The sequence below is a fragment of the Paenibacillus glycanilyticus genome (assembly GCF_030161375.1).
GTDB lineage: Bacteria > Bacillota > Bacilli > Paenibacillales > Paenibacillaceae > Pristimantibacillus > Pristimantibacillus glycanilyticus_B.
In genome coordinates, this window is the sequence record NZ_BSSQ01000020.1 from 12,791 (window position 1) to 39,412 (window position 26,622).

25 protein-coding genes are annotated in these 26,622 nt (G+C 43.1%); 17 read left to right on the top strand and 8 right to left on the bottom strand.

Annotated features, from left to right (window positions below; translation table 11 throughout):
* Positions 1 to 295 precede the first annotated feature (295 nt).
* Positions 296 to 2,008 (top strand): TniQ family protein, encoded by a 1,713-nt coding sequence (locus QQK89_RS25670; protein ID WP_284241585.1) that lies wholly within the window; start codon positions 296 to 298, stop codon positions 2,006 to 2,008.
* A 68-nt stretch (positions 2,009 to 2,076) separates the two neighbouring features.
* Here the strand turns inward: QQK89_RS25670 and QQK89_RS25675 are convergent, their stop codons facing one another.
* Entirely contained in the window at positions 2,077 to 2,361 is a 285-nt protein-coding gene (locus QQK89_RS25675; RefSeq protein ID WP_284241586.1) for a helix-turn-helix domain-containing protein, read from the bottom strand.
* Positions 2,362 to 2,856: 495 nt separating this feature from the next.
* On the opposite strand from QQK89_RS25675, the gene QQK89_RS25680 reads away from it, so the two are divergent.
* The 4 genes from QQK89_RS25680 (at position 2,857) to QQK89_RS25695 (ending at position 7,681) form a co-directional block, all read left to right on the top strand.
* Complete coding sequence (locus tag QQK89_RS25680; protein WP_284241587.1) at positions 2,857 to 3,462, top strand: TnsA endonuclease N-terminal domain-containing protein; 606 nt, start codon at positions 2,857 to 2,859, stop codon at positions 3,460 to 3,462.
* Positions 3,463 to 3,464: 2 nt separating this feature from the next.
* Positions 3,465 to 5,519 (top strand): Mu transposase C-terminal domain-containing protein, encoded by a 2,055-nt coding sequence (locus QQK89_RS25685; RefSeq protein ID WP_284241588.1) that lies wholly within the window; start codon positions 3,465 to 3,467, stop codon positions 5,517 to 5,519.
* A 3-nt stretch (positions 5,520 to 5,522) separates the two neighbouring features.
* Entirely contained in the window at positions 5,523 to 6,491 is a 969-nt protein-coding gene (locus QQK89_RS25690) for a TniB family NTP-binding protein (RefSeq protein WP_284241589.1), read from the top strand.
* Positions 6,492 to 6,742: 251 nt separating this feature from the next.
* Positions 6,743 to 7,681 carry a magnesium transporter CorA family protein gene (locus QQK89_RS25695; RefSeq protein ID WP_284241590.1) on the top strand — a complete coding sequence of 313 codons (939 nt, stop codon included), beginning with the start codon at positions 6,743 to 6,745 and terminating at the stop codon, positions 7,679 to 7,681.
* Positions 7,682 to 7,766: 85 nt separating this feature from the next.
* Here QQK89_RS25695 and QQK89_RS29765 read toward each other — a convergent pair whose 3' ends face one another.
* Positions 7,767 to 8,024: a hypothetical protein gene (locus tag QQK89_RS29765; protein WP_434481769.1), complete on the bottom strand. Its 258-nt coding sequence runs from the start codon at positions 8,022 to 8,024 to the stop codon at positions 7,767 to 7,769.
* 19 nt (positions 8,025 to 8,043) lie between these two features.
* Positions 8,044 to 8,805: a hypothetical protein gene (locus tag QQK89_RS25700; RefSeq protein WP_434481770.1), complete on the bottom strand. Its 762-nt coding sequence runs from the start codon at positions 8,803 to 8,805 to the stop codon at positions 8,044 to 8,046.
* A gap of 186 nt (positions 8,806 to 8,991) precedes the next feature.
* Between QQK89_RS25700 and QQK89_RS25705 the strand changes: the two genes are divergently transcribed.
* Together QQK89_RS25705 and QQK89_RS25710 are read left to right on the top strand one after the other, a co-directional pair.
* Positions 8,992 to 9,423, top strand: coding sequence for a MarR family transcriptional regulator (locus tag QQK89_RS25705; protein WP_284241622.1), 432 nt, complete (start codon positions 8,992 to 8,994; stop codon positions 9,421 to 9,423).
* Between the two features lie 19 nt (positions 9,424 to 9,442).
* Positions 9,443 to 9,877: a flavodoxin domain-containing protein gene (locus QQK89_RS25710; protein WP_284241591.1), complete on the top strand. Its 435-nt coding sequence runs from the start codon at positions 9,443 to 9,445 to the stop codon at positions 9,875 to 9,877.
* A 157-nt stretch (positions 9,878 to 10,034) separates the two neighbouring features.
* On the opposite strand, the gene QQK89_RS25715 is transcribed toward QQK89_RS25710, so the two are convergent.
* Positions 10,035 to 10,934 carry a helix-turn-helix domain-containing protein gene (locus QQK89_RS25715; RefSeq protein ID WP_284241592.1) on the bottom strand — a complete coding sequence of 300 codons (900 nt, stop codon included), beginning with the start codon at positions 10,932 to 10,934 and terminating at the stop codon, positions 10,035 to 10,037.
* A 120-nt stretch (positions 10,935 to 11,054) separates the two neighbouring features.
* Between QQK89_RS25715 and QQK89_RS25720 the strand changes: the two genes are divergently transcribed.
* The 5 genes from QQK89_RS25720 to QQK89_RS25740 all read left to right on the top strand — a co-directional run bounded on the left by QQK89_RS25720 (position 11,055) and on the right by QQK89_RS25740 (position 15,655).
* Positions 11,055 to 11,654, top strand: a complete 600-nt coding sequence (locus QQK89_RS25720; RefSeq protein ID WP_284241593.1) for a maltose acetyltransferase domain-containing protein — start codon at positions 11,055 to 11,057, stop codon at positions 11,652 to 11,654.
* A 26-nt stretch (positions 11,655 to 11,680) separates the two neighbouring features.
* Positions 11,681 to 12,466 (top strand): nucleotidyltransferase domain-containing protein, encoded by a 786-nt coding sequence (locus QQK89_RS25725; RefSeq protein WP_284241594.1) that lies wholly within the window; start codon positions 11,681 to 11,683, stop codon positions 12,464 to 12,466.
* A 374-nt stretch (positions 12,467 to 12,840) separates the two neighbouring features.
* Entirely contained in the window at positions 12,841 to 13,668 is an 828-nt protein-coding gene (locus QQK89_RS25730; protein WP_284241595.1) for a GDSL-type esterase/lipase family protein, read from the top strand.
* A 12-nt stretch (positions 13,669 to 13,680) separates the two neighbouring features.
* The gene (locus QQK89_RS25735) at positions 13,681 to 14,676 is read left to right on the top strand and encodes an ABC transporter ATP-binding protein (protein WP_284241596.1); all 996 of its coding nucleotides are present in this window, start codon (positions 13,681 to 13,683) and stop codon (positions 14,674 to 14,676) included.
* Complete coding sequence (locus QQK89_RS25740; RefSeq protein WP_284241597.1) at positions 14,669 to 15,655, top strand: ABC transporter permease; 987 nt, start codon at positions 14,669 to 14,671, stop codon at positions 15,653 to 15,655. Before QQK89_RS25735 ends, QQK89_RS25740 begins: the two co-directional genes overlap by 8 nt.
* A gap of 21 nt (positions 15,656 to 15,676) precedes the next feature.
* Here QQK89_RS25740 and QQK89_RS25745 read toward each other — a convergent pair whose 3' ends face one another.
* Together QQK89_RS25745 and QQK89_RS25750 are read right to left on the bottom strand one after the other, a co-directional pair.
* Positions 15,677 to 16,645 carry an aldo/keto reductase gene (locus tag QQK89_RS25745; protein ID WP_284241598.1) on the bottom strand — a complete coding sequence of 323 codons (969 nt, stop codon included), beginning with the start codon at positions 16,643 to 16,645 and terminating at the stop codon, positions 15,677 to 15,679.
* A 22-nt stretch (positions 16,646 to 16,667) separates the two neighbouring features.
* Positions 16,668 to 17,102, bottom strand: coding sequence for a MarR family winged helix-turn-helix transcriptional regulator (locus QQK89_RS25750; RefSeq protein ID WP_284241599.1), 435 nt, complete (start codon positions 17,100 to 17,102; stop codon positions 16,668 to 16,670).
* Positions 17,103 to 17,310: 208 nt separating this feature from the next.
* Between QQK89_RS25750 and QQK89_RS25755 the strand changes: the two genes are divergently transcribed.
* The 3 genes from QQK89_RS25755 (at position 17,311) to QQK89_RS25765 (ending at position 20,177) form a co-directional block, all read left to right on the top strand.
* Entirely contained in the window at positions 17,311 to 17,937 is a 627-nt protein-coding gene (locus QQK89_RS25755) for a methylated-DNA--[protein]-cysteine S-methyltransferase (RefSeq protein WP_434481772.1), read from the top strand.
* A 54-nt stretch (positions 17,938 to 17,991) separates the two neighbouring features.
* Positions 17,992 to 18,717 (top strand): endonuclease/exonuclease/phosphatase family protein, encoded by a 726-nt coding sequence (locus QQK89_RS25760; RefSeq protein ID WP_284241600.1) that lies wholly within the window; start codon positions 17,992 to 17,994, stop codon positions 18,715 to 18,717.
* A 99-nt stretch (positions 18,718 to 18,816) separates the two neighbouring features.
* Positions 18,817 to 20,177 (top strand): IS3 family transposase gene (locus QQK89_RS25765; protein WP_284241601.1). Its coding sequence is split into 2 segments (ribosomal slippage): positions 18,817 to 19,273 and positions 19,273 to 20,177, totalling 1,362 coding nucleotides; the frame shifts between segments, so codons are not numbered across the junction.
* Between the two features lie 419 nt (positions 20,178 to 20,596).
* Here QQK89_RS25765 and QQK89_RS25770 read toward each other — a convergent pair.
* Entirely contained in the window at positions 20,597 to 21,445 is an 849-nt protein-coding gene (locus QQK89_RS25770; protein WP_284241602.1) for an AraC family transcriptional regulator, read from the bottom strand.
* Positions 21,446 to 21,569: 124 nt separating this feature from the next.
* Here QQK89_RS25770 and QQK89_RS25775 point away from each other — a divergent pair, with 124 nt between their 5' ends.
* Positions 21,570 to 24,599 carry a glycoside hydrolase family 2 TIM barrel-domain containing protein gene (locus QQK89_RS25775; RefSeq protein ID WP_349816748.1) on the top strand — a complete coding sequence of 1,010 codons (3,030 nt, stop codon included), beginning with the start codon at positions 21,570 to 21,572 and terminating at the stop codon, positions 24,597 to 24,599.
* Between the two features lie 95 nt (positions 24,600 to 24,694).
* Here the strand turns inward: QQK89_RS25775 and QQK89_RS25780 are convergent, their stop codons facing one another.
* Positions 24,695 to 25,564: an AraC family transcriptional regulator gene (locus QQK89_RS25780; protein ID WP_284241603.1), complete on the bottom strand. Its 870-nt coding sequence runs from the start codon at positions 25,562 to 25,564 to the stop codon at positions 24,695 to 24,697.
* 138 nt (positions 25,565 to 25,702) lie between these two features.
* Between QQK89_RS25780 and QQK89_RS25785 the strand changes: the two genes are divergently transcribed.
* Positions 25,703 to 26,524 carry a phytanoyl-CoA dioxygenase family protein gene (locus tag QQK89_RS25785; protein WP_284241605.1) on the top strand — a complete coding sequence of 274 codons (822 nt, stop codon included), beginning with the start codon at positions 25,703 to 25,705 and terminating at the stop codon, positions 26,522 to 26,524.
* The last annotated feature ends 98 nt before the right edge of the window (positions 26,525 to 26,622 follow it).

Below are 26,622 nucleotides of genomic sequence, written 5' to 3' on the forward strand. Positions count from 1 at the left end.
GGTCAACCAGTAAAAACTGGCTGACCTCATAATACGATGGGAGACGTTAGTTAAATGCTTTTAAAAAAGCACAATAAGAACTTGAAAGCTAATCGAAACAGCCATTCTCCTTGAGTAAGTGGTACTTTTGATTGTTTTATTTTCTGAGAAAAAATGTTTCTTCGTTTCTTACACATAAAAGTAGAATACTTAGTCGCGTAAGCATCCACTGTTTCTATATAACAATAGATACATGTATATAAACAGTTGGAACAAGGGGATAATTACTTTTAAAAAACGAAAGTAGTAGGTTAAGATGCAATTACTCATTAGACCAAGGCCATTTCCAGATGAAAGTTTAAGGGGCTATATAGTTAGACTCTCCGAAGCTAATGGTTACAATGACTCCAAAATGCTTTTCCGATATTTAGGTCTGCAGAAATATAATAAGTTCGAAAATTTGTTAATTCCGAAAAAGAGCTTAGATCTGACGAGATTAAGCATTTTATGTTCGCATCCAATAAGTGTTTTGCAGAAACTTACTCTATATCACAGTTTGTTTGATGACTATGAAAATGAAATTGAAGAGAATATTAAACATATGATTTGGCGTCGTGGTACTTGCGCTCATAAACAGAGAATTTGTCCATTATGTTTAAAAGAGACAAGGTATCATAAAAATAGTTGGGAGTTATCGCTTTTCACTATTTGTAACATCCACAAATGTTTATTAATAGATGAATGTCAAGTATGTCATAAAATAATCGATCCGTATCGAGACAGTCTAAGCAGTTGTAAATGTGGTTTTAATTATGCAGATTCAAAAGTAGTTATTGTAGAATCAGATGATCAACAATTCTTGCATAAGATATTTTACAGAAAAGTAAATCTGGTAAAAGAAAACCTATTAATTAAACTACCACTTAGTCATTCTGTCTATGTGATGATCACTCTTGCAGTACTGATTAGGGGTCAGAGAAGAAAAGACCAGATTAATAAACTTGATGAAATAGTAGAGGTATTCCAAGATTGGCCAAATAGTTTCTTTCAGTTTGTTGATAAGGTACGCATCCAAAAGGGGAATCCAATTGTTTTTTCAAAACTTAAGACTTTCTTTGAAGAACATTATTATAATAAAAAGTTGAAGTTTATTGTTAAGGCCTTTGAAACTTACCTAGAGCAATACTGGAAAACAGGATACTCTAATAAAATACTCATTAGTGACTTTGCCTATAGCAAGGTATCTTCTAAAATAACAGCTACATTAAAACGCCAAAATGCTATTTTGAATAAAACAGGGTTAAACAGGAGAGAGGTTGCACGGAGCTTAGGGATAGGACTAGATCAAATTGAAATGTTACAGGAAAGAGGGGTACTTAAACCTATAGGTGGTGTTCATTTAGATGGGAATCCTAATTGGCTATATGCAGAGGATATGGTGATATCAATTATTGAGGCTTTTGATAACAACATAAGAACGCAGAGTGATGCAAAAGAGGAAATAAACTTCTATAACACGTTAAGTTGGTTTATGAAGTATGGGTTAAAATTGGCCGATCTCGTGGAGAGTGTACTAAATAGCAAATTAGCTGCTTGTAAGAAGTCAACTGGTATAGGGTTAAATCAATACTACTTTGACAAAAATGAAGTCCTTAATTTCTTAAAGAATGGAATGCTGACGATTGAGGATATCTCTAATATATTGAGAATAAAGAGATCCTCTGTAGAGCGATGGGTGAAGTTTGGTTATATTAAAGGGACAAAGACTCTTCGTTCAGGCAACTTCACATTAATATCTCATCAGCATTTTTCGAATTTCAGGGAAGAATATATTGCGGCTGTAGAGATTGTAAGGTTACACCCTTATATTCGTTCAACAGAAAAGTTGTTACGTGAACTGGGGAGGTTTGGTATTACTCCATGTAACGAAAAAATAATACCAGGGGATGTGTATCTCCTTAAGAAATCAGGAGAATTATTAAAGATACTTGAGAGCCAACTTGGGAATTTAGCGAAGCGCCTATTCTAAATAGGCGCTTTTTTGTTATTAGCTACTTTGAAGCTATGACTTAGTGTAACACCGCAAGATCACATTAATTATAGTGAATTGTCAACAATACTATCATTAATTCTCTTCTTTTTATTTCTTCCAACACTTTCGGGGAGCAAGTCATATATAGAAACATTCAATGCCATTCCAATCTGGTATAGAGATATCAGAGAAACTTTTTGAATACCGTTTTCGATGTTAGTTACTGATGGTCTAGATAATTGTATCCTTTTGCTAAATTCAAGCTGTGTAAGTCCCCTAGCTAGTCTAATTGTTCTTATTCTTTTACCAATATTATCATAGAGCATTTCCTCAAGGCTTTGAGAAATCATGTTGACGCCTCCTCATTAATTCAAGCTTTGACGACAATGAATAGCCTCAGCCGTTTCAGCATGACACATTCTTTTAAGACATCAATTATGTAAACCAATATATTAGTATATATATTTACTAATATATATACTAATATATTGCAATCTCATGACTGCTATTTAATAGAGGTTGACAGTTAGAGTGATGATGTTAGTCTCATAAACACATAATAGAAGAAGCTACTGAGAGATATTCTTTTGCAATTAAGAGTTATTTATAACAAAAGGGATTTGTTTGCTTTTCTGGAGGTTTAATCTCCCAAGCATCAGGATATGATTAATTATAAAAGGTAAGTAACATCAACATCTGGTGAGTTGTATGAAGTGGAGATCTCTAGAAGCTTGTATGTAAAAGCAGGGGATGATTACAAGAAATCTTGAATATCTAGAAAAAGAGGTGGGGTTATTCCAGTAAGAAAGATTGGCCCTAAGAAGGGTATAAATAGAAGGTGTCTAGTGGCACGAAGAACAAGCGATGAATCAATGGTTTTCGGAGAAAGTCTTCTTGAACGAGACTTTGTTCGTTTTTGTAACTTTCAACCTGAGATCTTAAAAATCGAGTACCAACCTTTGCGTCTTAAATATAACTATAAAAGGCGTGCCCGAAGCTATACACCAGACTTTCTTCTAACTGATGTCGAAGGGGAGATGACAATTGTGGAAGTAAAGCCCTCACATGAAGTGAATAACCCTGAGAATGTCATTAAATTTGAAGTAGCTAAAATATACTGCCAAGAAAAGGGATGGAGATTCAAGGTAGTAACCGAGCTTGATCTTCGTAAAGGGTGTTTTAGTACCAATATCAATCTCCTTCTAGACGTCATGCGCTTAGAAATTGCTGCTCAAGATATGGTGATTGTGTACGATCAGTTGAAGAAAGTAGCTCCATGCTCAATCAAAGAGTTACGACAACTAATAAACGAAGATGATGGGATTGGTCTGGCGTTGTTCACAGCGATTGTGTATAAATTGCTATTAGATCGTTACATTTATACGGACTTGGTAAGTCAAAGGATTGCTGATCAGTCCGTCCTCTATATTAATGTAGAGAAGGTGTTTTAACCATGTCCCAACATGATTTCTCTCACGGAACAAAGTTCTTGTTATATGGGCTTGAAGTTGTTGTGAAACGTTCCGGACATCGACAAGTTACTGTTGAAAGTGTCAATTACAAAAAACTGGAAACCTATAAGGTTGAGGAACTTCTTCAAGCTTGGATGGATGGCAATTTGGAGTTTCAAATCGATGAGTCGCAGCCGGTTATAGAAACAGATTTTGAATCTTTTCCGCCGGATAAGAAAAAAGAAGCAGAAAGGCGATATGAAATAATTCGTCCTTTCATTAAAAGAGAAAAAAGATTTGCAGATTTGGAGAAGCATCTTGAGGTAAATCAGGTCTCACAAGGAACATTCTATAACTGGATGCGTAAGTGGTTAAGATACAGGGACATTCGATACCTGATATCTAACTATGAAATGAGGGGACCTCGAAGTCGTTTGTCTGACGAAAAAGTCATTGAAATAGCCAAACAGGTAATTAACGACCTAGCTTACGAGGACATCATTCCTAGTGTTAGAGAAATGTTTGATGAGCTCAAGGCTCGAGTTAAAGAAGCCAACGATTTTAGAGAAGCAAGCCAAGAGCTCAAGTGCTTATCCTTAACAACTTTTTGGAGAGTGTACCGTGATGAGCAGGATAAATACAAACAAGATGTAATTCGTCATGGACTCCAAAAAGCAAGGCTATTACGAAAAGGTTCTCGTGGCCGATTATTTTGCGATCGTATATTAGAACGAGTTGAAATTGATTGGACTCAAGTAGATCTGCTTCTAGTTAATCCACGGACTCTCCAAAGGCAACGTCCTTGGCTCATTTATGCGATTGATGTATTCTCTGGTGAACCTATGGGTTTTCATGTTTGTTTCAATCAACCGGATAGTGGTGAGCTAAAACAGTGTTTGCTACACTGCTTTCTGCCTAAAACATATGTGGGTCAGTTGTACCCATTGGTACAAAAAGAGTGGACAGCATATGGCATTCCAAGAGAAATTGTTCTCGATAATGCCAAGGTTAACGAATCGTATGACTTACGAGACGTCTGTCAGACTTATGGTATTGATATCCAGTACTGTAGCATCGCCTCTGGCCATCAAAAAGGAGCAATTGAAAGAGCATTTCGAGCATTGAATCAGAAACTGATTCATCGTTCCCCAGGTACAACTTTCTCAAATCCTTTTGAAAGATCGCAATATGACTCTGAAGGGGAAGCATGCATTACCTTGCAAGCTTTTAACTATCTCGTGCATATCGCATTGGTTGATATGATATCTCACGACTGGAGACATTCGGTCACGAGAGCAGGCGTTCCTCATGATCTTTGGCATAAGAGCCTTAATGAGAACCCGCATCTCAGATTAGCTGTTCCTCGAAATCTTAAGGAGCTGAAAATTGTCATGGGTGCAGGATTAGAATTTAGAAAATTACAAGCCCAGGGAATTAAGCTCGAAAGTTTTTACTTTCAAAGTGCCGCTTTGCAAGATCTTCGTTATGAAATGGATCGGTTAAACCGTAACGATGAATTGCGTATTCGATATGATGTTGATGATTTGCGAGTAATCTATGTTCGGGATCCTCTAAACGAAACTTATATTGAAGCTTATCCGGATATAGAGATTGTTTCTGATCGAAAAATAAGATCGGATCTTCCTATTCCCTATTACGAAGTGCAATTGAGGTCAGTTGAACTAAGTAGTGCCAAGACAAGGCATGAAGACAGTCATGTAGGACAAGCACGTCGTAATGTTAAAGAAATAACTAAGCAGCAGCAAGATGATCAAAAACAAGAGTATGCAGACACATTGGCATCGATGGAGTTGCAAACTCTGAGATTTGAGAATATGGGTTATGAGTTGGATAAGCTCTCTCTACCAGAAGATATATCTGAGATTAATTCGGTCCAACAAGGAGAGCCTGTAAAACCCAGAAAACCTACGGGTCAAAATAAGAAGGGCGTAGAAGTTGTCTCTGATCAAAAAGCACAGGAGACTTCTGAATATGATATGGAAAATGACATGGATGATGACCTGCCTTCTTATCAAACAGGGATAAAAGGAGTGTAAGACTTGTCGAATAATAATGACAATTTCTTTAGTGAAAGCTTCGGATTGGATCCGGAAGTTCTAAGCAAACAAAAAAATGCAGTTGATCAAGTGAAAGAAATCGTTATTCACCACCCTAGTTTCCAAGTAATTCTCCAGGAGATTTATAAATGCCACATGATGTCTCAAGACTCTTCAAAACCAGATTGTATGTGCATATTTGGGGATTCTGGAACAGGCAAGACAACGGTTTTGGAGTATTATCGAGATAAATTTCCTCGCAGGAAAGAGGAAGAGAGGGACATCATTCCTGTTCTTCTAGTAGAACTTCCTTCCGGAGCAAAGCCTAAGGATGTTGCATCGAAGATTCTATTTTCTATGAAAGATCCATTGTTCGACATTGGAACAGAAAAGACAATGAAGGCAAGAATATTCCACTTAGTAGAAAAATGTGATGTCAAATTATTGGTTCTAGATGAGTTCCAACACGTCAATGATAGTGAAAATAAACGCGTCAAGTCTAATGTTGCGGACTGGATAAAGGGGCTAGTTAATGAGATTAAAATTCCTGTGATTTTAAGTGGTATTCCGACAGCCGAATCACTCCTCAAGATTAACGAACAGCTGGATACTCGATTTACAAATCGCCAGAGATTTAGTACTTTCAGCTACGATAAATCCTTTCGTGGATTCTTAAAGACTGTCGACGAAAAGCTGCCATTCCCGGTTCGTTCTCAATTGGCTTCCCCTGAGCTCTCTCAGAAGCTGTTTTATGCTTCCGCTGGAAACCTCAGGGTACTGATGCGTACAATCGAACGGGCAGTTTGTGAGGCTGTTGCCGCGGATAGAGAGCATGTTGCTGAGGATGATTTGTTCGTTGCTTTCAGTCAAATCGATTTGTCCTCACGACCGCATGTTGTAAACCCGTTTAATGATGACAAGTTCAATTTTAAAGTTGCAATGATTGAAGAAAAGAAGAAATTGAAAAAGTAGTGGACGACCACTCAGTGGTCATGAAAGGAGGCTGTCGCCAACGTGCGGCAGTCTTTTTTTATTGTATAATTATACATTTTATACATAGGCTCTAAATTGCACTACATTTTATCCTGAAATATAGGTGGCTTATACTCAGTAAATAAGGTTAATCATGAAACAGTCATAACGTAGCCATGCGGGTTTTCAGGCGCAGACTTACAACTATTTATGAAAAATAACAGATAATAAATGAGGAGTGATACTACAGGATGCTTAATATTTATAAAACTTCCGCTGATGGAATTCTAGAACCAATAGAACAGTTCGAAAAGAACAGCTGGATACATATAACCGCACCTTCAAAGGAAGAACTTAGAGAGGTATCTCACCGTTGTAATATCCCCATGGAATTTCTGGAGGATCCATTAGATTTAGAAGAAAGCGCAAGGATTGAATATGATGAAGAGACGAAATGCACATTAATTATTAATGATTTTCCGATTATTGATGTCAGTAATCTTCAGTTTGATTCTTATATTACGATCCCTATTGGAATCATCTTAGGAACGGATTACATTGTTACGGTATGTAACCAATCGACTAACTCTTTAGATCATTTAATTAAGAAAAATGTGAACACCTCAATGAAAAATCGTGTTGCATTAGAGATGTTATTGTTATTTTCAACGCAGTACATAGAAAAATTAAAACTGCTCAACAAGCAGCGTCTTAAAATAGAGAGTCATTTACGTGATTCCTTAACGAACAAGCAGCTTTATGACTTAATGGAAATTGAAAAAAGTTTAGTTTATTTTCTCACCTCTTTAAAGGCTAATGCGGATGTTATAACCAAGCTCTTTCGTACCAATTCCTTAACCTTATACGACGATGACAAAGATCTTCTAGAAGATCTGAAGATTGAAAATGATCAAGGAATTGAAACGACAGAATTATATACAAGAATTTTGAACAGCATAACGGGTTCGTATTCTTCACTCATATCCAATGAATTAAATAAAACAATGAAGACACTTACGTTGTTTACCGTTTTTTTAACGTTGCCTACGCTTGTATTCAGTTTCTTTGGGATGAATGTTACCTTGCCTATTGCCGACAAGAACCCCTTCTCATGGATCATAACATTAATCATCGCATTCATTTTTGTCGGTTGGATCGGATTGGCCTTATGGAGAAGGAGGATGTTTTGATTCGGGAGGAGGAGGAGTCCTGTCAAGGAGCCGATTAGTGAGACGCTGTGTATTCTTCCATTTCGGAGGCCGGATCGAACGTTTCTCAGAAAGCTGCAGCAAGCGCAATGACCGCCGGAATGCTCGCCCAAGCGAAGGTCTGAACCAGCGACGAGGTTAACGCTTCCGTAATCTTCTCTAGAACGGGCTGGGAGATATGATCCCGCATCTGCGGGGTCAGGATGTTGCTTGGATCGTTAAGATCAATTTCGTTCGTCTGCTGTCCGCCGCTGAATGCGGTCGTCAATTTATTGGAGAACAAATGACTCTGAATAATGCCGAAAACCGTGATGCCTAACGTCATTCCGAGCTCCCTATTGAAGTTAAGCGTCGAACTCGCGGATCCGCGCTGCCGTGCGGTGAAGCCGTGTATTGCCGCATTGCTTAATACGGAGAACGAAGAACCGATGCCTAGACCGACGAGAATCATGAAGATCGTGACCATGAGGCGTGAAGTATCCGCCGTCAGAGTAGTCAGGAGTGCTATGCCGATAACTAGCAGCATCGTTGTTGGAATCATGATGGAACGGTACTTGAATTTCGCAAGGAATGCTCCGCCGCCTGCCGCAGTAATAACCGAGCCGAGCATCATCGGAAGCAAGACAAGCCCCGAATTCGTAGCCGATCCGCCAAGGACACCTTGAATGAACACCTTGAATGAACACCGGAATGTAGATGGATGCCGTTATAAACGCCGCTCCGCTGAATATCGCCATGATATTGCTCGTTGAATAGAGACGGTTCTTAAACATGCCGAAGGCGATGATCGGTTCCTCCGCGCGCCGTTCGATATAGACAAAGGCAAGGAAGAGTACCGCGAACAACCCGAACAATCCGATAATCATGCCGGAATCCCAAGCATATTCCTTACCGCCGAGTTCAAGCGCGAACATGAGACTAACGATCGAAGCAACAAGCGTTATCGCGCCGAGATAGTCAATCTTTTGCTTGGAATGCTCAACGGACTCTTTGTAGAAAAACGCAATCATAACGAAGGCAATGAGCCCGATCGGCAAGTATCGGATAGTTTGCCGAATATAGGCATACCGGCCATCTCCGCGACCATATACGCTGAAGTTACCCACATCAATTTGTCGAATCCGCCTTTCTGTTTGCCTCCCTTTAAAACTTGATTTATAACGCGCCATCAAGTATATTGATTGTAAAGTATCTTGATTATCAAGATATTATGATTTTAAGAGGAGAGTTGCCATTTGTCAACTGATCAACCCATACAAATTACGGAACAGCAGGAGAATCTCACGTTGCGCATGCGAGGTTTAGGAACCCGAACCGTACTATATCAGCAGAGCGTAGCTACTGCTCTAGGACTATACAATAATGATTTCTTATCCATCGATATTTTGCACGAGAAAGGCCCAATCACGGCAGGAGAGCTCTCGAAGCTAACCGGACTTACGACGGGGAGCGTTACCGCTTTAATCGATCGGCTGGAAAAGAACGGATTCGTTCAAAGACAGCATGACCCAAATGACCGCCGCAAGGTGATTATCGTCCCGCTTTATGAGGATAAAGAAGATGTTAGTCAAACGTATCTCCAGCTTCACGAGGAGATGGTGAAGCTGGCTTCTTCCTATACGGAGGAAGAACTAGAGCTCATTAACCAATTTCTTGGTCGAGCCAGCTCGGTCCTGGAGAATCAAATTCATCTACTTCATTCTAATGCGCGCAACAAATCATGACGGGATAGGTGGTAAGAATATGGCAATACTCGTTCTATTCGCAACAAAGACCGGGGCAACGGCCCAATGCATAAAAGTATTGTCGGAGCAGCTATCGGATTGTACGACATGCAACTTGGAGTCGGACAAGCCAGCTATAGGGGAATATGATCGCATTATCCTAGGGGCAGGAGTCAGATATGGGAAAATATACAAACCGATTCGGGACTTTATCAAAAAAAATCACGACGAGCTTTTGAGTAAGGATATGGGATACTTTATTTGCAATGAGAAGCAAAAAGAGACGGCTGAGATCATCGAGAAGAATATCCCATCCGACTTAAGAGAAGCAGCAGTCTGCATCGAATCGTTCGGCGGATATAAAGCCTACAAAGCGCCCAAGGAAGGCACCGATCAATTGCAGGGGATTTTCGTTGATAAAATTATAGCTTTCGCCGAGAAGTTCAGACATTAATAAAGCCCCCAAACAGTTCGACCATAAGCTAAACGGAGACGATAGCTCAATAAAACAGCAGCAGTCTAGGACTTTATTTACGTCCATGGCTGCTGCTGTTCCGTTTTTGGGAGAAGTTTATATAATTCCATTTTTATCTATGAGGCGTCAAATATTTTTATTTGGGTATTCCCTTTAATAATTTCCTATAGGCAAGAGGGGTGAGACGCGTCTTCTTTTTGAACGATTCAATAAAATAACTCTGGCTGCTGAATCCAACTGTCTCAGAGATTTCGGAAATGGATCTATCAGCGGATTCCAGAAGTTCAATTGCTTTTGAAACCCGATACTCCATGAGATAATCAGAGATTGTCATGTGCATCATTTTCTTGAAGTAGCGGCAGCATTCTCCACGGCTAACATTGGATTGTGCCGCCATATCGCTTAAAGAGAACTTCGAAGAATAATGATTATGCAAATATTCGATCATTATCAAGATTCGCGTATTGTGTTGCTTGCGATCCCCTTCTTCTTCCTTGGACAAAAGATTGTTCCACAAGATGATCCAAACATCTTGTACAATTCGCTGTACGTTTAATTGGAACGAAGGGCGATCTGTAGCTTCTTGCTCATAGACCCATTTCATCTGCTCAAATATGGGGTGTGTCCAGTTATCCTGAATATTGAACTTATAAAAGGCTTCTTTCTTGCTTAATGCCGGAAAATAAAAGGCATGTTCAAAAAAACTTCCTTTAAATCCGGTTAATAAGACGGGTTCAAAAATGAAAGTAAAGTATCTTGCCACTTTAGAGCCTTTGCTTGGCTTTAAGGTATGCAAACGTTCGGGCAAGATTAGAAATCCATCCCCAACTTCCATCGTTTCCTCGCGTTCTAGGACGGTTACATTAATCCTTCCTTCTACAACAATAGCAATTTCTATAGCAGTTTGTTTATGCCAGTTCACGAATCCGCCTACATAGTCACTTAAATCATCTCGGGAGAGTACAAAAGGAAATATCGGATTCAACTTAAAAGTGCTGTTCAGGTCCTTGTCGACAGGGACAATGCGATTCTTCAAATGAGCTCACCACATTCGGTTAATATAATGATATTTTTAATCAATAATTATATATAATACGATAACTGACATCAATAAAATAGAATTTAACGAAAAGTTAAAGTGAAGGGGATATTAAAATTGACACAACGTGAAAATATAAAGAATGGTTTGTTGTTCACCGATATGGGAGAAGGTCTGCCCGAAGAACGGCTTAAGGGAAAAGAGCTCGTTTTCGATTTTAACCATACGAGACCGTCCGAGGTGGCCAAAAGAGAAGAACTGGCTAAACAGCTATTTGGAAGTTGGGGCAACAATTGCTGGATCGAACCTCCGATTCATTTTGCCTACGGCTCGAATACGTTTATCGGCAATAATGTCTATGCGAATTTCAATCTTACCATCGTGGACGATACAACGGTCACAATCGGGAATGGCGTCTTGTTTGCTCCTAATGTTACGATTTCGACTACCGGACATCCCATTGACGGTGAATTGCGTGCAACTGGCCAAATGTACGCATTCCCGGTTGTCATTGAGGACAACGTTTGGATTGGGAGCGGCGCAGTCATTAATCCCGGCGTTACGATAGGCAAGAACAGTGTAATAGGCGCAGGAAGCATCGTGACGAAGGATATTCCGCCGAATGTGGTCGCAGTGGGCAGTCCTTGTAAAGTGCTGCGGGAAATTACGGAGGAAGACAAAGTATACTACTATAAGAACCGGAAGGTGCAACTCTAATTCCAATTAGAAGGAGACATTCACAAATGTATCCGCATCATAAAACAGCCATTGAAAAGATTACAAACAAGCTCAAGGAAAAAGAAGAGATTTTAGCTGTTATTGTCGGGGGTTCCGTTGCGCATGGCTTTGCCCAAGAAGATTCGGATATCGACCTTATGCTCGTGGTATCGGATGAGGATTATCTTTCTTTATTAGAAAGAGGGGATATTCATTACCATGAAACGGAGTCAACGCCCTATGATGGCGGGTATGTAGATGGGAAATATACCTCGGTTTCGTATATGAACAAGGTAGCCGAATCCGGCAGCGAGCCCGCTAGGTTTGCCTTCAAGGACGCAATAGTAAGTTATAGTGAAATAATCGGCCTGCAAGAGATGGTACAAGCGGCTTCCAACTATCCCACTGAACTGAAAAATGAGAAATTGGAAAAATTCCATGCTCAATTTGAAGGTTGGCGTTGGATGTTCTACGAAGGCTTAAAGAAGAACGAGCGCTACGTCATTGAATTCTCTACGACTAATTTCGTTTTATTCGCTGGGCGGCTTATTTTGGCATATAATGAAGTTCTTTATCCCTATCATAAGTGGTTTATGAAAGTGCTGGATGGGGTAACCTGCAAACCGAATAACCTTGTATGGATGATGAATAATGTTTTGCAGCATAAATCGAAGGAAAGCGTTGAAGCTCTGTATGAATGCGTGACGCAATTTCATCAGTGGCCTAAGTCGGAGAAGGGATGGCACATACGATTCATGCTTGATAGTGAATTGAACTGGATGACAGGTCATGTGCCGGTAGCTGATATGTAATTAAAGAATGGCCCCGATCATGCAGCGAATGAAATCGTGCGTAGAGAGTTAAATAGATGAAATGTAGAGGTGACACCAACAGGTGTTGCCTTTTTTTGTTTTGTGAAGTCTGCCTCGTGTTCATAGCAGCAGCTTATTTCAGACAATGAACAAGTTTCCCAGCAGAAAGGCTACAGAGGACGAGCTGTCCGCATTCGAAATACACACCACGGTAGATATGACACAAGACGAGTATGATTTTCAGCTTTAGCTGTAAATGTTTCAACTTAGCTGGAAAGAAACGAATAAAAAAAAGGATGGAAGGAAATATTTGGTCTAACGATTCTAATCGGAGAGAGCATTGATTTTTGAGAGATCAAGGAGAGACCACCCAGATGAGACCGATATCCTCCGGAAACTTATGGAAAATTATTGGCATTTCCTCCGTTTTGTCGACACTGCTGCTGATTGCGGGAGTTGGATTTGCCGTGAAGGATACGCTTTATCCGAAAGGCGAGGCGTTCTCGGAGAGTGCGAAGGTGTCGGTGCTGCCGGCGGGAGGCGAGCTGAGCGAAGGTAATGACATTGTGATTACGGCCATCGGCGATTCTCTGACGAAAGGCACAGGCGACGCGTCTGGCGAAGGTTACGTTAAGCAGGTCGTCGCGCTGCTGAAGCAGAAATATCCGGGCAAGTCCGTCCGGCTCAACAACAACCTGGCAGTTAACGGTTTGAAATCCGATCGGCTTGAGCAGCTGCTGGAAACCGATAAAGGCTACAGCTTTGCGCTTAAGCAGGCGAACGTAATCGTCTTTACCATCGGCGGAAACGATCTGTTCCAGATCCTCTCTGGCAAGAGTTTGGGCAATTTGGCGAACGAATTGAATTTGGATAAGCTTAAGGCCGAGATGCCTCAAGGTTTGAACCGGCTGGCGCAAGTCGTAAAACGGCTTCATCTGATTAATCCCAATGCGCAAGTCGTATACGTGGGCTTGTACAATCCGTTCTATGATATCGAGGAATTTAGGAGCGGTTCGCTCCAGATTCAGCAGTGGAACGAACGGGTATACACGCTGCTTCACGAATACCCCAATATGACGATGGTCCCGACGTTCGATTTATTCGAGAACACGATTGACCGTTACCTATCGTCGGATCATTTTCATCCCAATCATGCTGGGTACCAGCAAATCGCCACTCGCATCGTGCAGTCATTAGAGTAGGAGGGAACGAGCATGCGTCACGCAAGACGAGAGTCTGGGCAGTTGGACGATCAGGACAGCGACAGCGTGCTGTCTGTCCGCAATGTCAAGAAACAAATCGGCGGTAAGCCAATCATTAAGGACATCACGTTCGAGGTCCGCGCCGGTGAAATCTTCGGCTTTCTCGGACCTAATGGCGCCGGAAAAACGACGACAATCCGTATGCTCGTCGATCTGATCAAGCCGACTTCGGGCGAGATTATGATCTGCGGCGAAGACATTAGCCGCCATCCCGAAGCTGCAATGCGCCATGTCGGCTGCATTGTTGAAAATCCCGAAGCCTATCCCTATCTGACGGGATGGGAAAATCTAGAGCATTTCGCACGTATGCAGAGCGGCGTCGATCATGCGCGAATTCGCGAGGTCGCTGCCATCGTCGGCCTTGATGCGCGCATTCATGATAAAGTAAAAACTTATTCGCTTGGCATGCGGCAGCGACTCGGCATCGCGCAGGCGCTGCTCGGTCGGCCGAAGCTGCTCATCCTGGACGAACCAACGAACGGGCTCGATCCAAAAGGCATCAAGGAGCTGCGGGAATTCGTCCGCATGCTGGCGAATCAGGGCATGAGTTTGTTCATCTCGAGTCATCTGCTGAGCGAGATCCAACTGATGTGCGATCGCGTCGCGATCATCAGCCAAGGCAAGGTACTGGCTGTCGGCACGGTAGACGAGCTGATCCACGGCTCTGACAATTACGTCGTCTGGCAATTCGAACAGCAGGAGGCGGGGCGCCGTCTGCTCGCGGGCGAGAGCGACGTCGTGCTCGTGCTGGAGCAAGAGCACAGGATCGACGAGAGCTTGCTCGCGGGGATGAGGGAGGGGCTCATCACGGCGATGAACCCGGAGCGGATCTCGTCTCTGGTTGAGAAGGCGGTGCTCGCCGGCATTGGCATTGTGTCTGTGCACAGCATAGCTCCGACGCTGGAGCAGTTATTTTTACGGATGACGGAAGGTGAAAGCATTGGTTAGATTGCTCCCGCTCATACAAAACGAAACCCTCAAGATATGGAAGAAGAAGCGATTTCTCGTCATCGTGCTCGTGCTGCTGATCCTCATTCCGATCTTTACGTATGCGCAGTATCGCATCAAAGAGACGAACGAGATGAATTTCAAGGATTGGCGCAATCAGCTCGTGCAGCAAATCAGCGAATACCAGAACACGCTCTCGAGTGACAGGATACCAGACGAATGGAAGCGTTCGCAGCGAATCGCCGTGCAGCAGCTACAATATTATTTGGATCATGACGTCAATCCGAACTCGCCGGACGGCGTCACGTTCACTCGTAGCTTCCTGTCGAACGCGGTAACGCTGTTCTTCCCATTGCTTATACTTGCGCTTGCTTCCGACCTCGTTTCGGGCGAACGCACGTCGGGCACGATCAAGATGCTACTGACACGGCCTGTGTGCCGTTGGAAGATCTTGTTCAGCAAACTAGTTGCGCTGAGTCTTTACGTATCATTGACCGTTGTAGTCAGTGCGGTACTCTGTTATCTTATATCAGGCGCGGTGTTCGGCTACAAGGGGTGGGAATTACCTGTTTTTACAGGTTTCGTAATCAAGGGTTCAGCAGTCGAAAGCGGCTTTGTACACGCGATTCCGCAATGGCATTATCTGCTGATGGAAGCCGGACTAATCTGGGTGTCGGCCATGACGGTGGCCTTGCTTGCGCTGATGGTGTCTGTGCTAGTGCGCAGCACGGCCGCGAGCATCGTAACGATGATGGCAGCCGTTATTTCCGGAACGCTCTTATCAAACATGGCTTCTTCCTGGCACAGTGCTAAATTCATCTTCTCGGTTAATCTGCAGCTAACCGATTATTTGGCTGGCTCGCCACCGCCGATCACGGGCATGACGCTTGGCTTCTCGCTTGTTATATTGGTCAGTTGGGGAATTGCTTCGCTAGCCGTTTCCTTCTTCGTCTTTACGAAACAGGATATTTTGAATTAGAAAGAGTAGAAAAGGCTGCATTTACACAGCTGCCACGCCATTTCTAAATTTCATATTAGGGAAGCTGTTGCCCGCTATCTTTTCTGGGGATACGGCTGTTTCAATTTTTTGAATATCATCGGCGCTTAATTTCACATTTACAGCTTTTAATGAATCTTGAAGAGTAGTCCGTCTTGAAGCACCAATTATAGTAATCAGGTCTTCGCCTTTCGTTAACATCCACGCAAGAGCCAGTTGTGGGACGGTTACATGCTTCTCATCAGCGATGGTACGCAATTGCTCTACAAGCTCAAGATTCCTGTCTATGTTTTGTTCAAAGAATAAAGGAACCCAAGGGCTGTGTGTCTCTGAGTCCTTTGAACAAGTACCGCTAAGCAACCCATGGGCAAGAGCGCCAAATGCGACCACGCCAATCCCCAGCTCTCTTGCCGTTGGCATAATGTCATGTTCGATGCTTCTATTAAATAAGGAATATTCCATCTCTACGAAGCTGATCGGGTGAACCGAATTTGCTTTTCTCAGTGTATCAGCATCCACTTGTGAAACCCCGATCTGCCGGACATAACCAGCCTTAACCAGGTCGGCAACCGCTCCAATTGTTTCTTCTACCGGTATGCCCAGATCGATTCGTGCTGGCTGATACAGGTCAATATAGTCCAAATTTAATCTTTTAAGAGTATAGGTAAGATAGTTTTTAATGGCTAGCGGTCTAACATCAAGCCCATACATTCCGCCATTCGGCGCAGTCAACATCCCAAACTTAACAGACACATAAGCCTGTTCCCTCTTTTGACCCTTCAGGGCTTCGCCAATAATCAATTCACTTTTCCCTGAGCCATAAAAGTCTGCTGTATTCAGATGATTAATGCCATATTCCAGCGCTTCATGGATTGTCGCTATTTTTTCTTCCTTATTATGGTCATTGCTCATTCTTCCACCGCAGCCTAAACCAAGCTTATGAAGCTGTACATCATTATTCTTATATAACATATGGGATCTCTCCTCTGCATGATTATCTTAACTTTTGGGTGCTATCATAAATCTTCTTTAAAGATTTCATCGTAATTAGCAGATCTTCTTCGGTTAAGTCCTCCGTAAATAAACCAACCATTCCCTGAACCTTTTCATGAATGACAGGCAATATTTGCTTCGCTTTTTCCGTTAGATACAGCCTATAGGCCCTGCTGTTTTTTTCGTGCTGCTCTTTATACAAATAATCCAGTTGAATTAATTTGCTAATCGTTCTTGCAGACATCGCCTTATCATTGCCAATTTCTTCACTCAATTTATTTTGACTGATTCCTTCGTTCTTATCTAGAAAAAGCAAGTAGGGCAGGGATCCGCTGCTGAGCTCATACTCTTTAATGATTCTGTCCAGGTAAATTTGAGTGTTTCTAAAAATTTTACTGTTGAGCATAATAAAATGCATGGTTTCTGTTTCTTGCAAAGTGATCACTACTTTCTTGATTGTTGACTAGTCAACACATATATTAATGCTTCGTTGTTGAGTAGTCAACTAAATTAATAAAGCGATAAGCAACTTACTTTTTCGTTTCGGACAGATCTATTCAGAATCGGAATTCGACCATTTAGCGATTGCATGGGAGAATATTGAAAATGACATCTGCAAAAAGCTCCGATTCGGGGCTTTTTCTGTGGCAAAATATAATACATTGAAGCATGGCGGACGTGGCGCAGTTACGCTACAATTAATCTTTGAAACACGCTATAAGGAGGACAAAATGTATTATTCAACAAACTACCCGTCGCCCTTAGGAACGATTACGCTTTCTTGTGACAAGGACAACCTTGTAGGTTTATGGTTAGAGGGGCAAAAATATCACGGTAACTCCATACCCGAAGAGATGATAGAAAATAACGATATGCCGGTATTCGACGCTGCAAAAAAATGGTTAGACAGATATTTTGCAGGTGAGAAACCTGCTATTGCTGATCTGCCTTTAGCTCCCATTGGAGGAGAATTTCGTAGGGCAGTATGGGATATCTTGTGTAAAATTCCATACGGAGAATATATCACGTACGGGGATATTGCAAAGGCTGTGGCCGTGCAAATGGGTAAAACAAGCATGTCCAGTCAAGCAGTTGGCGGAGCAGTAGGGCATAATCCCATCTCTATTATTATTCCCTGCCATCGGGTTGTAGGGGGAAATGGCAGCTTGACAGGGTATGCCGGAGGCATCAGTAAAAAAATCAAATTGCTTGAACACGAAGGTGTAGATATGTCCAAGTTATTTGTACCTACCAAGGGCACAGCGCTTTAATATACATGACATGATGGCGGATACGTTATGTAATTCTGAACCGGGAGAAAAATAATGAATATTGTCTCATGGAATTGCAGTCAAGTATTAAGACAGAAATATGTACGTCTTAAACCCATCATGCCTGATTTTGCTATTATTCCTGAATGTGAATCGCTCGAGAAGTTGGGGGATGCGTATAAAGAATTGTTTCCCAAAGCCATTTGGTATGGAGACAATCCATGGAAAGGCTTAGGCGTGTTCGCTACTAGTCAATATGAACTATCCGTACATCCAGCATATGATGATCAGTATAAGTGGATTGTTCCGATCAGTGTCAGCGGTGGGACAGAGAACTTGACCATTATAGCTGTATGGACAAAGAATCATAAGATTCGTAATCTCAGTTATATAGGCCAGCTGTATATGGCATTGCAACAATATAAGTCTTTGCTTCAAACTGAACAATGTATTGTTGTAGGTGATTTAAATAGTAATGCGATCTGGGATTATTATTCACGAGTGGGCAACCATACTGCTGTAGTTGATCTGTTAAGAGGATACGGTATAGAAAGCGCCTATCACCACTTTTACGGTGAACCACACGGACAAGAGACGCGACCAACCCATTATTTCCGTTATGATCAGAAGAAGCCGTTTCATATTGACTATGTCTTCGCGCCAATAAATTGGCTGTCTAGGATGCAGACGGTTGAAGTAGGTACATATGATGATTGGCGTGATGCTCCAAGTGATCATGTACCATTGATTGTAAAATTCCTTTCAGAAAGAGTGGATTGATCAAACAATAGCGAATTTGATACCTACACGACAGCAGCCGGTAACTTGTGAACTGCACCCCATTTGTTAGACACGACTAACAATGGAGGTGCAGTTTTTTTGCCTAAATTCAGTTTAGATGAGAAATTGAAGGCGATTCACAGGTATCAGAATGGTGCTGAAGGGATCAGAAGCATTGCAGAATCAATAGGGATAAATTATGAAGTTTTACGCATGTGGATTAAGCAATACGAATATCACGGAGAAAACGCCTTTCAAAAGAGCTATACAGCTTACTCCATGACATATAAACTAGACGTACTCAACTTTATGAACGACAATGGGACGTCTCCAAATGAAGCTGCAGTCATTTTCAATATCTCATCTCCTGGGATAATTCGAGAATGGCGTAGTCTATTCAATGAACATGGGATCGATGCCCTAAAACCAAGAAAAAAGGGGCGTCGCAGTATGACAGATAAGGATAACAAAGGAACGAAGAAGCAAGAACCTACAGAGGGATCGGTTGAAGCGTTACGAGCTGAAGTGGAACGTCTGCGCATGGAAAATGCCTATCTAAAAAAGTTGAATGCCTTAGTTCAAAACAAGGAAAAATCACCAAACAAGACAAAGCGAAAGTAGTCTATGAATTAAGGCATGACTTCCCGGTGGTTGCATTGTTAAAGCTTGCTGGAGTCAAGCGTAGCACCTTCTATTATCAGGTGAAACAATTTGACCAGCCTGATCAAGACGCAGAGCTGAAACGCCTTATACAATCCATTTACGAGGAACATCAGGGACGTTATGGCTATCGTCGTATTCGTGATGAGTTATTTAATCGAGGGCACCAAATTAATCATAAAAAAGTACAGCGTATTATGAAAGAATTAGGTTTGAAGTCCGTCGTACGTATGAAGAAATATCGTTCATTTAAAGGGACAGTAGGCAAAATTGCATCTAACGTACTTGAACGTAATTTTCATGCGGAGAAACCAAATGAGAAGTGGGTTACGGATATTACGGAATTTAAGTTATTTGGAGAAAAACTGTATTTGTCACCAGTTCTAGACTTGTTTAACGGAGAAATCATCACTTACACAATAGCTTCTCGCCCTACCTACTCCTTAGTCTCTGAGATGCTAAACAAGGCTTTTAAACGCCTATCCGACGAGGATAAGCTCCTCCTACATTCCGATCAAGGGTGGCACTACCAGATGAAGCAATATCAACACGCTTTGAAGAAGCAAGGGATAACCCAGAGCATGTCACGCAAAGGGAATTGTTACGATAACGCGGTCATTGAAAACTTCTTTGGCATTATGAAATCGGAGTTTCTCTATCTTAATGAGTTTGAAAGTATAGATCATTTTAAGCAAGAGCTGGCTCGATACATTGATTACTACAATTACAAACGCATTAAATCAAAACTAAAAGGCATGAGCCCGGTACAATACCGGAATCATGCCCAACAGGTTGCATAATAATATTGTCTAACTTTTAGGGGTCACTTCACTTGTGCCGGCTGCTGTTTTTATTAATCCATGGGTGGCACAGAAGAATATCCCAATTACAAGAAACCCGCAAAGCACAAGGCTTTGCGGGTTTTGCATTGTAGCATAATAATTAACGATTAGGCCTTGTGAAAATACACCCACGTGTTATCCCGGCTGTGAAGCTAACAAATCATAAACTCGCACTAAGTCTTCGTGAACTCCGCCAAGCGAGCCCGTCACTTCCAGCTTGCGAGTCACAAATAGTGCCGTATTAACTGTGGCCTCGGTCACCGGCTAGAGCCGCAATACGAATGAAATCGTGAGCCAATCAAGTTTTATCAAACGGAAGCGTGCGCTGAGAGTTAAATAGAAGAAATGTGGAATGTATCGGTTATTTCTGTAATGGACTACTCCAAATCAAAGTCACTAGAAATATTCTTAAACTCAATCGGGGCAACCCCGAATTTGATGCGAAACGCGCGGGAGAAATACACAGGTTCCATGCCGACTTGCCTTGCGATTTCGGTTGCTGTCCGTTCAGGATGGGCTTTTAATAGTCTCGCTGCCCCAATAAGCCGCTGATGCTTTAAATATTGGAGAGGAGTCGTATGATAGGTGCTAATAAAAAGACGAGTTAGTTGTTTGCGAGAATACCCGAGCTGCTCGGCAAGTTCAGTTATCGTGGTGTTCGAACGATTAACATGATCTCTTAAGAATCTGGCAGCTGCATGGGCGACAGCATTCGAGCCATAAAATATACGATCAGTAGAACTGATATAACGCTGTTTGGTTATTTCGGACAAGAAAGCAAGGAAGAGCTCCGACGAGGTCCAATAATCGTGGTCTGCACCGGACTTAGTCCATATTTGTTCAATGAGCTCAAATAGCCGGCTGGTATTCTGCACGGCAAGCAGCGTGGGCACGTCGGCAAGTTTCCAGGCATGGAGCGCATTAGCTTCTGCCGAGAAGCTGACGAAGCCGACCTTCCATGGCTCATAACCTTCCGCAATATATTCATGCGGAATATCCGAAGGTATGAACAGGATTTGGCGATTGCTGACAATGTCCCATTTGGACTGTCCTAGCAGCCTGAACCTGCCCTTTCCGGAGAAAGTGACGATGAACTGGTAAGCAGAATATCCTTTCATGCGCGTCATCGGTTGCTGTTCCTCGGTTCCGACGGTATAGACGGAGAACGGGAGCCGTGCCTCACCATGCTTGGACAATACATTTGTTCGAAGTGTAAGCCGTTTCATTGTCGTCTCCCCGTCCCTTTACAATGTCCCTTTTGTACTAGTAAATGTCGCTTTTGGTTTCTATTACGACAAGTATATCAGAATTTATACTAGAGGATAATAACTGACGAAAAAGGGGCGCAAGATGATGATTGATATACCAAAACTGTGGGAAAATCTTGAGGTTATGCATCTTAATAGAGAAGCGGCGAGAGCGGCTTATGTGCCGTACGCGGATGCTGAAGCGGCGAATTCGGGTAAACGCGGACGTTCGCCGTTTTACCGGACTTTGAATGGCAATTGGGCATTTCGTTACTTCTCAAGCGTGTATGACGTGAAAGAACCGTTCTATGAAACAGAAGCGGATGTTGAAAGTTGGGATCGTCTGCTTGTTCCGTCCTGCTGGCAAGCAAATGGCTACGATCAGATGCAGTATACCAATATCAATTATCCCATTCCTTGTGATCCGCCGTTCGTTCCGGAGGAGAATCCAGCAGGCGCGTATGTACGGGAATTCCATGTTCCTGAATCTTGGAACGGCAAAGCAACTCATATCGTGTTCGAAGGGGTTAATTCTTGCTTCTATTTATGGGCCAACGGCCAATTTGTTGGATACAGCCAAGGTAGCCGCGTTCCATCCGAATTCGATCTTTCTCCGTTTGTGAAACCGGGAGCAAACAAGCTTGCCGTTCTCGTGCTCAAATGGTGTGACGGGACTTACATCGAGGATCAAGACTGTTGGCGTTACACCGGCATTTTCCGTGATGTCTATTTGCTTGCGAGGGACGAGAAACGAATCCGCGACATTGAATTGAAGCAGGAATTAAATAAAGACTTCACAAATGCGATACTCCAAGCGGCCATCGAGACGACAGGCGGAGCTCTGCAGATCAAATTAGAGTTGAAGAACGCGGAAGGTCAAGTTGTGGCCGCAGGAGAAGGGAGTATTGAAGGCTCGGATACGATTAGGCTTGAGATTGCGAATCCTCTGTTGTGGAATGCAGAGAAGCCTTATTTATACAGGCTGGAAGTGCATGCTGGGCAGGAAGTATTGTCTTTCCAGATAGGGTTCCGCCGCATTGAAATTGAGGATGGCGTCTTCCGCATTAACGGAGCAGCGGTAAAGCTGAAGGGCGTGAACCGTCATGATTCGCATCCGGTGCTTGGACAGACGATTCCAATCAATCATATGATCAAAGACCTTAATCTGATGAAACGTCACAACATCAATACGATCCGTACCTCCCATTATCCAAATGATCCAAGATTTCTTGATCTATGCGATGAATACGGCTTTTACGTTATTGATGAAGCGGATCTGGAATGCCATGGCATATCGAGTGCAGAGCATTGGAAACCCGAGGCTTTCCACAGACTGTCGACCAACGAGGCATGGCGCGAGGCATTTGTGGACCGTGCGGTTCGGATGGTGGAGCGGGACAAGAACCATGCTTGTATCGTAATGTGGTCGATGGGGAACGAATCAGGCTATGGGGAGAATCATATAGCTATGCAGGAATGGACACGCCGGCGCGATCCTTCGCGTCCTGTTCATTATGAGGGAGCCGCGCATGTGTACAAAGGCGATCCAAATACAGAATCGCTTGATGTGAACAGCAGAATGTACGCGTCGGTGGAAGAGGTTCAACAATATGGTGCTGACCCTGCTAACAAGAAACCGCTGTTCCTATGCGAATACAGTCATGCGATGGGCAACGGTCCTGGCGATCTTAAGGAATATTGGGATGCTTTCTATGCTTATCCGAATCTGATGGGCGGTTGCGTGTGGGAATGGAATGACCATGGAGCATTCACGCATACAGCTGAGGGAACGCCGTTCTATGCTTATGGAGGTGACTTCGGCGATAAGCCGAACGACGGCAACTTCTGCATTGATGGCTTGGTGACACCAGACCGGAAGCCGCATGTCGGCCTGTTGGAGTTGAAGCAGGTCATTGCGCCTGTTGCTATTGAGGAAGAGGACCAGCAGCAAGGGTTGTATAAAATAACGAATCTGTATGATTTTATAGATCTGTCAGGCGTAGCCCTTTATTGGAAGATAGAAGACTATACGGGCCGTATTGTGAGACAAGGTCAGATTGCGGAGCTTGCCATCCAGCCTCAACAGAGCGGAATCATTCAGATTAATGCGGGAGCAATCTACGATGAAGCAGCGATTCTAACCTTCTCCGTAAGACAGAAGGAGGAGACCGTATGGGCAGAAGCGGGCTATGAATTGTCGTTTTATCAGTTCGAATACGGCGGAGTGCAGCCAAACGCTGCCCTGCGTCCACAGTTGTCAGCTATACGAGCCCAAGAAATAGAAGACGTGCTGATATTGGAAGGAGAAAACTTCCGCCATATTTTCGATCTGCGCAAAGGGACATTAAAGGGTATGTCTAAGCAGGGCATCGAGATGTTGACCGCGCCAGCATCATTTGCCATCTGGAGAGCTCCAACGGACAACGACCGGAATGTGAAAGCCCAATGGATCTCGGAAGGTTATGACCGCGCTGGAATGAAAGTGTACAGTACTGCCTGGTCGCAGCCGGAAGTTTCCATCGTTGAAGTGAAAGTAAACTTCTCATTAAGCGGCTATCAGTTGTATCCGATCCTAAAGGGTGAAGCGGTATGGCGTTTCGACGCAAGCGGTGCGGCGGAGCTGTCCGTATCGGTTAATGTTCGGGAAGAACTTATGTTTCTTCCGCGCTTCGGATTGCGTCTTGAAATGGCGGAGACGACAGACGAGATCGAATACGCCGGTTATGGCCCGCATGAGAGCTATGTCGATAAACGTCGCAGTGCGAGAAAAGGCGTATACTTGACCACGGTAGAAGACATGTTCGAGAACTACATTTTTCCGCAAGAAAACGGCTCGAGATATGGCACGGATTGGATGGTTTCATCCAATCGGCTCGGAATGGGCCTGCGTTTCGAGAAGATGAGCAGAGCGTTCTCGTTTAATGCTAGCCAATATACGCCGGAGGAACTAACAGAGAAGTCGCATTCGCATTTGCTGCGGAAGAGCGGTAAGACAATCGTGCATGTCGACTACAAAATGAGCGGCGTTGGCTCGAACTCCTGTGGTCCGGAGCTGCTCCAGCAATATCGCCTAGATGAGAAATCGTTCACCTTCGATATCCATATTATTCCTGTGTTTAAAGAAGATGAATAAATAAAAGAACAGTAATTATTGTGAAAGGCGGAGATCTCAGCTGGGACCTCCGCCTTTTTTGTGCTTTTCAATTAGTCCATTCCATTTGAGTTTTATCATTTATTTTCTCTGAACAGACCCGGCGGTGTCCCAACCTTTGCCTTAAACACATGCGTAAAATGACTCACGTCGGAAAATCCGCAATATTCGGCGATTTGGGAGATGGAGTAGGTGCTTGATGCCAGCAAGTCTTTGGCGTGCTCAAGCCTGGTTTGCATAAGATATTGATGAGGAGGCATGCCAAAACGTTCACGGAACACAGCTCTGAAGCGTGATGGAGATAAATGGGCGCGTTTTGACAGATCATCCAAATTAAGCGGCTCTGCTAGATGAAACGAAAAGTAAGAAGGGATCCAGTCCAAATCATATTGTGCAGCAGATGAAACGAATTTGGAATGATCCTCAATAATGTGCTGAAGAAGTTGCGTGGCGAATGCTTGGGCTTTGAGCTTGGCAAGGGGGCTAGGCTCCAGCCAGGATTTTATCATTCCGAACATTAAATTGCGGTAGATATGAGGATTTGTAGGCACTAATTTTATGGGAATGGACATTTGATCGAATTCGTTTAATTTAGGCTGCATCAATTCCGTGTGCCCGCTAAGATCAACTTGTCCAGGCTTGGTGGGAAAGCTTGACTCGCGATGTCTATTAAAAAAGAAGTCTAAATGGGCGAAGGGAGTCTCGTTCTCTTCGAAGGCTTGCAAATCATGAATGGTTCCAGGTTGCAAAAGGCAAAATTCACCTTCATGGAACAGTAACTCTGCCTCATCGGCCACAACCTTTAAGGTTCCTCTCTTGACATAAATAATTAAATAGTCTAGTAATTTCCTGAATGGGAAGTAATAAGCGGTTCGAAAAGCATAATCGTCCGCCTCGCGAATATAAGGTACGATGGGGAAGTCATTCGTATACGTAAGTAGGTTCATGGGTTCTCCTTGTCCTTGCAATAGTCATTTTAGACAATTGGAATCGTCATTGCGTACAAATACGAAATCGCATATGACCTCTATAATCATGATTGTAACCGATTGCAATATGATTATAAAGCAAAGGGGCTGCTAAGGATGAGCAAATTGAACAACCTACCGGATATGAATGATACGATTGTGATTTCTCAGGAACAACAACAAAGCTATCGAAGAGATGGCCATGCGATGATTAGAGGTTTGATGAGGCAGGATGAGGTCTCCTCTTACAGGAACCTGATTAGCGATATCGTAAGAGAGCATAATTATCATACCAAACCGCTCCATGAACGCGACACATACGGGAAAGCGTTTATCCAAGTCGGCAACCTCTGGAAATTGAATCCTATAGCTGAAAAGTTCGTGCTTGCGCGCAGATTCGCCAAAGTTGCTGCCGATTTAATGGGGGTATCCGGCGTTCGCATTTATCATGACCAGGCGCTCTTCAAAGAACCGGGAGGCGGTCACACGCCTTGGCATCAGGACCAAATTTACTGGCCGCTGAATACGAATCATACGATCACGCTTTGGATGCCTCTGGTACCCGTTCCGGCTGAAGTGGGCTCAATGAGATTTGTATCGGGCACGCATCATAACGGTTATATTTCAAAGCAGGAAATATCCGACGAGTCCCATAAGACTTTCAAGGACTACATTGAAGGCAAGGGACTAGAACAGATTGATTACGGCGCATTGGATGCGGGCGATGCAACTTTCCATTCCGGATGGACTTTGCATAGTGCCCCGGGAAATCCAACCGCTAACATGCGAGAAGTAATGACCATTATCTATGTTGCCGACGGTACTATCATTTCGGAACCGGACAGCAATGCGCGAAAGAACGATTTGGCGCAATGGCTTCCCGGGTTGCGTCCAGGCGACATAGCTGCAAGTCCTCTTAATCCGTTAGTGTATCCTTAAGATAAGATCAACTACGCGCGTTCTCGCTTTGACAGAGAAGGAAATGAAAGAAGGGTTGTCCCATCAGTCATGCAAATGACCATGGGACAACCCTTTTT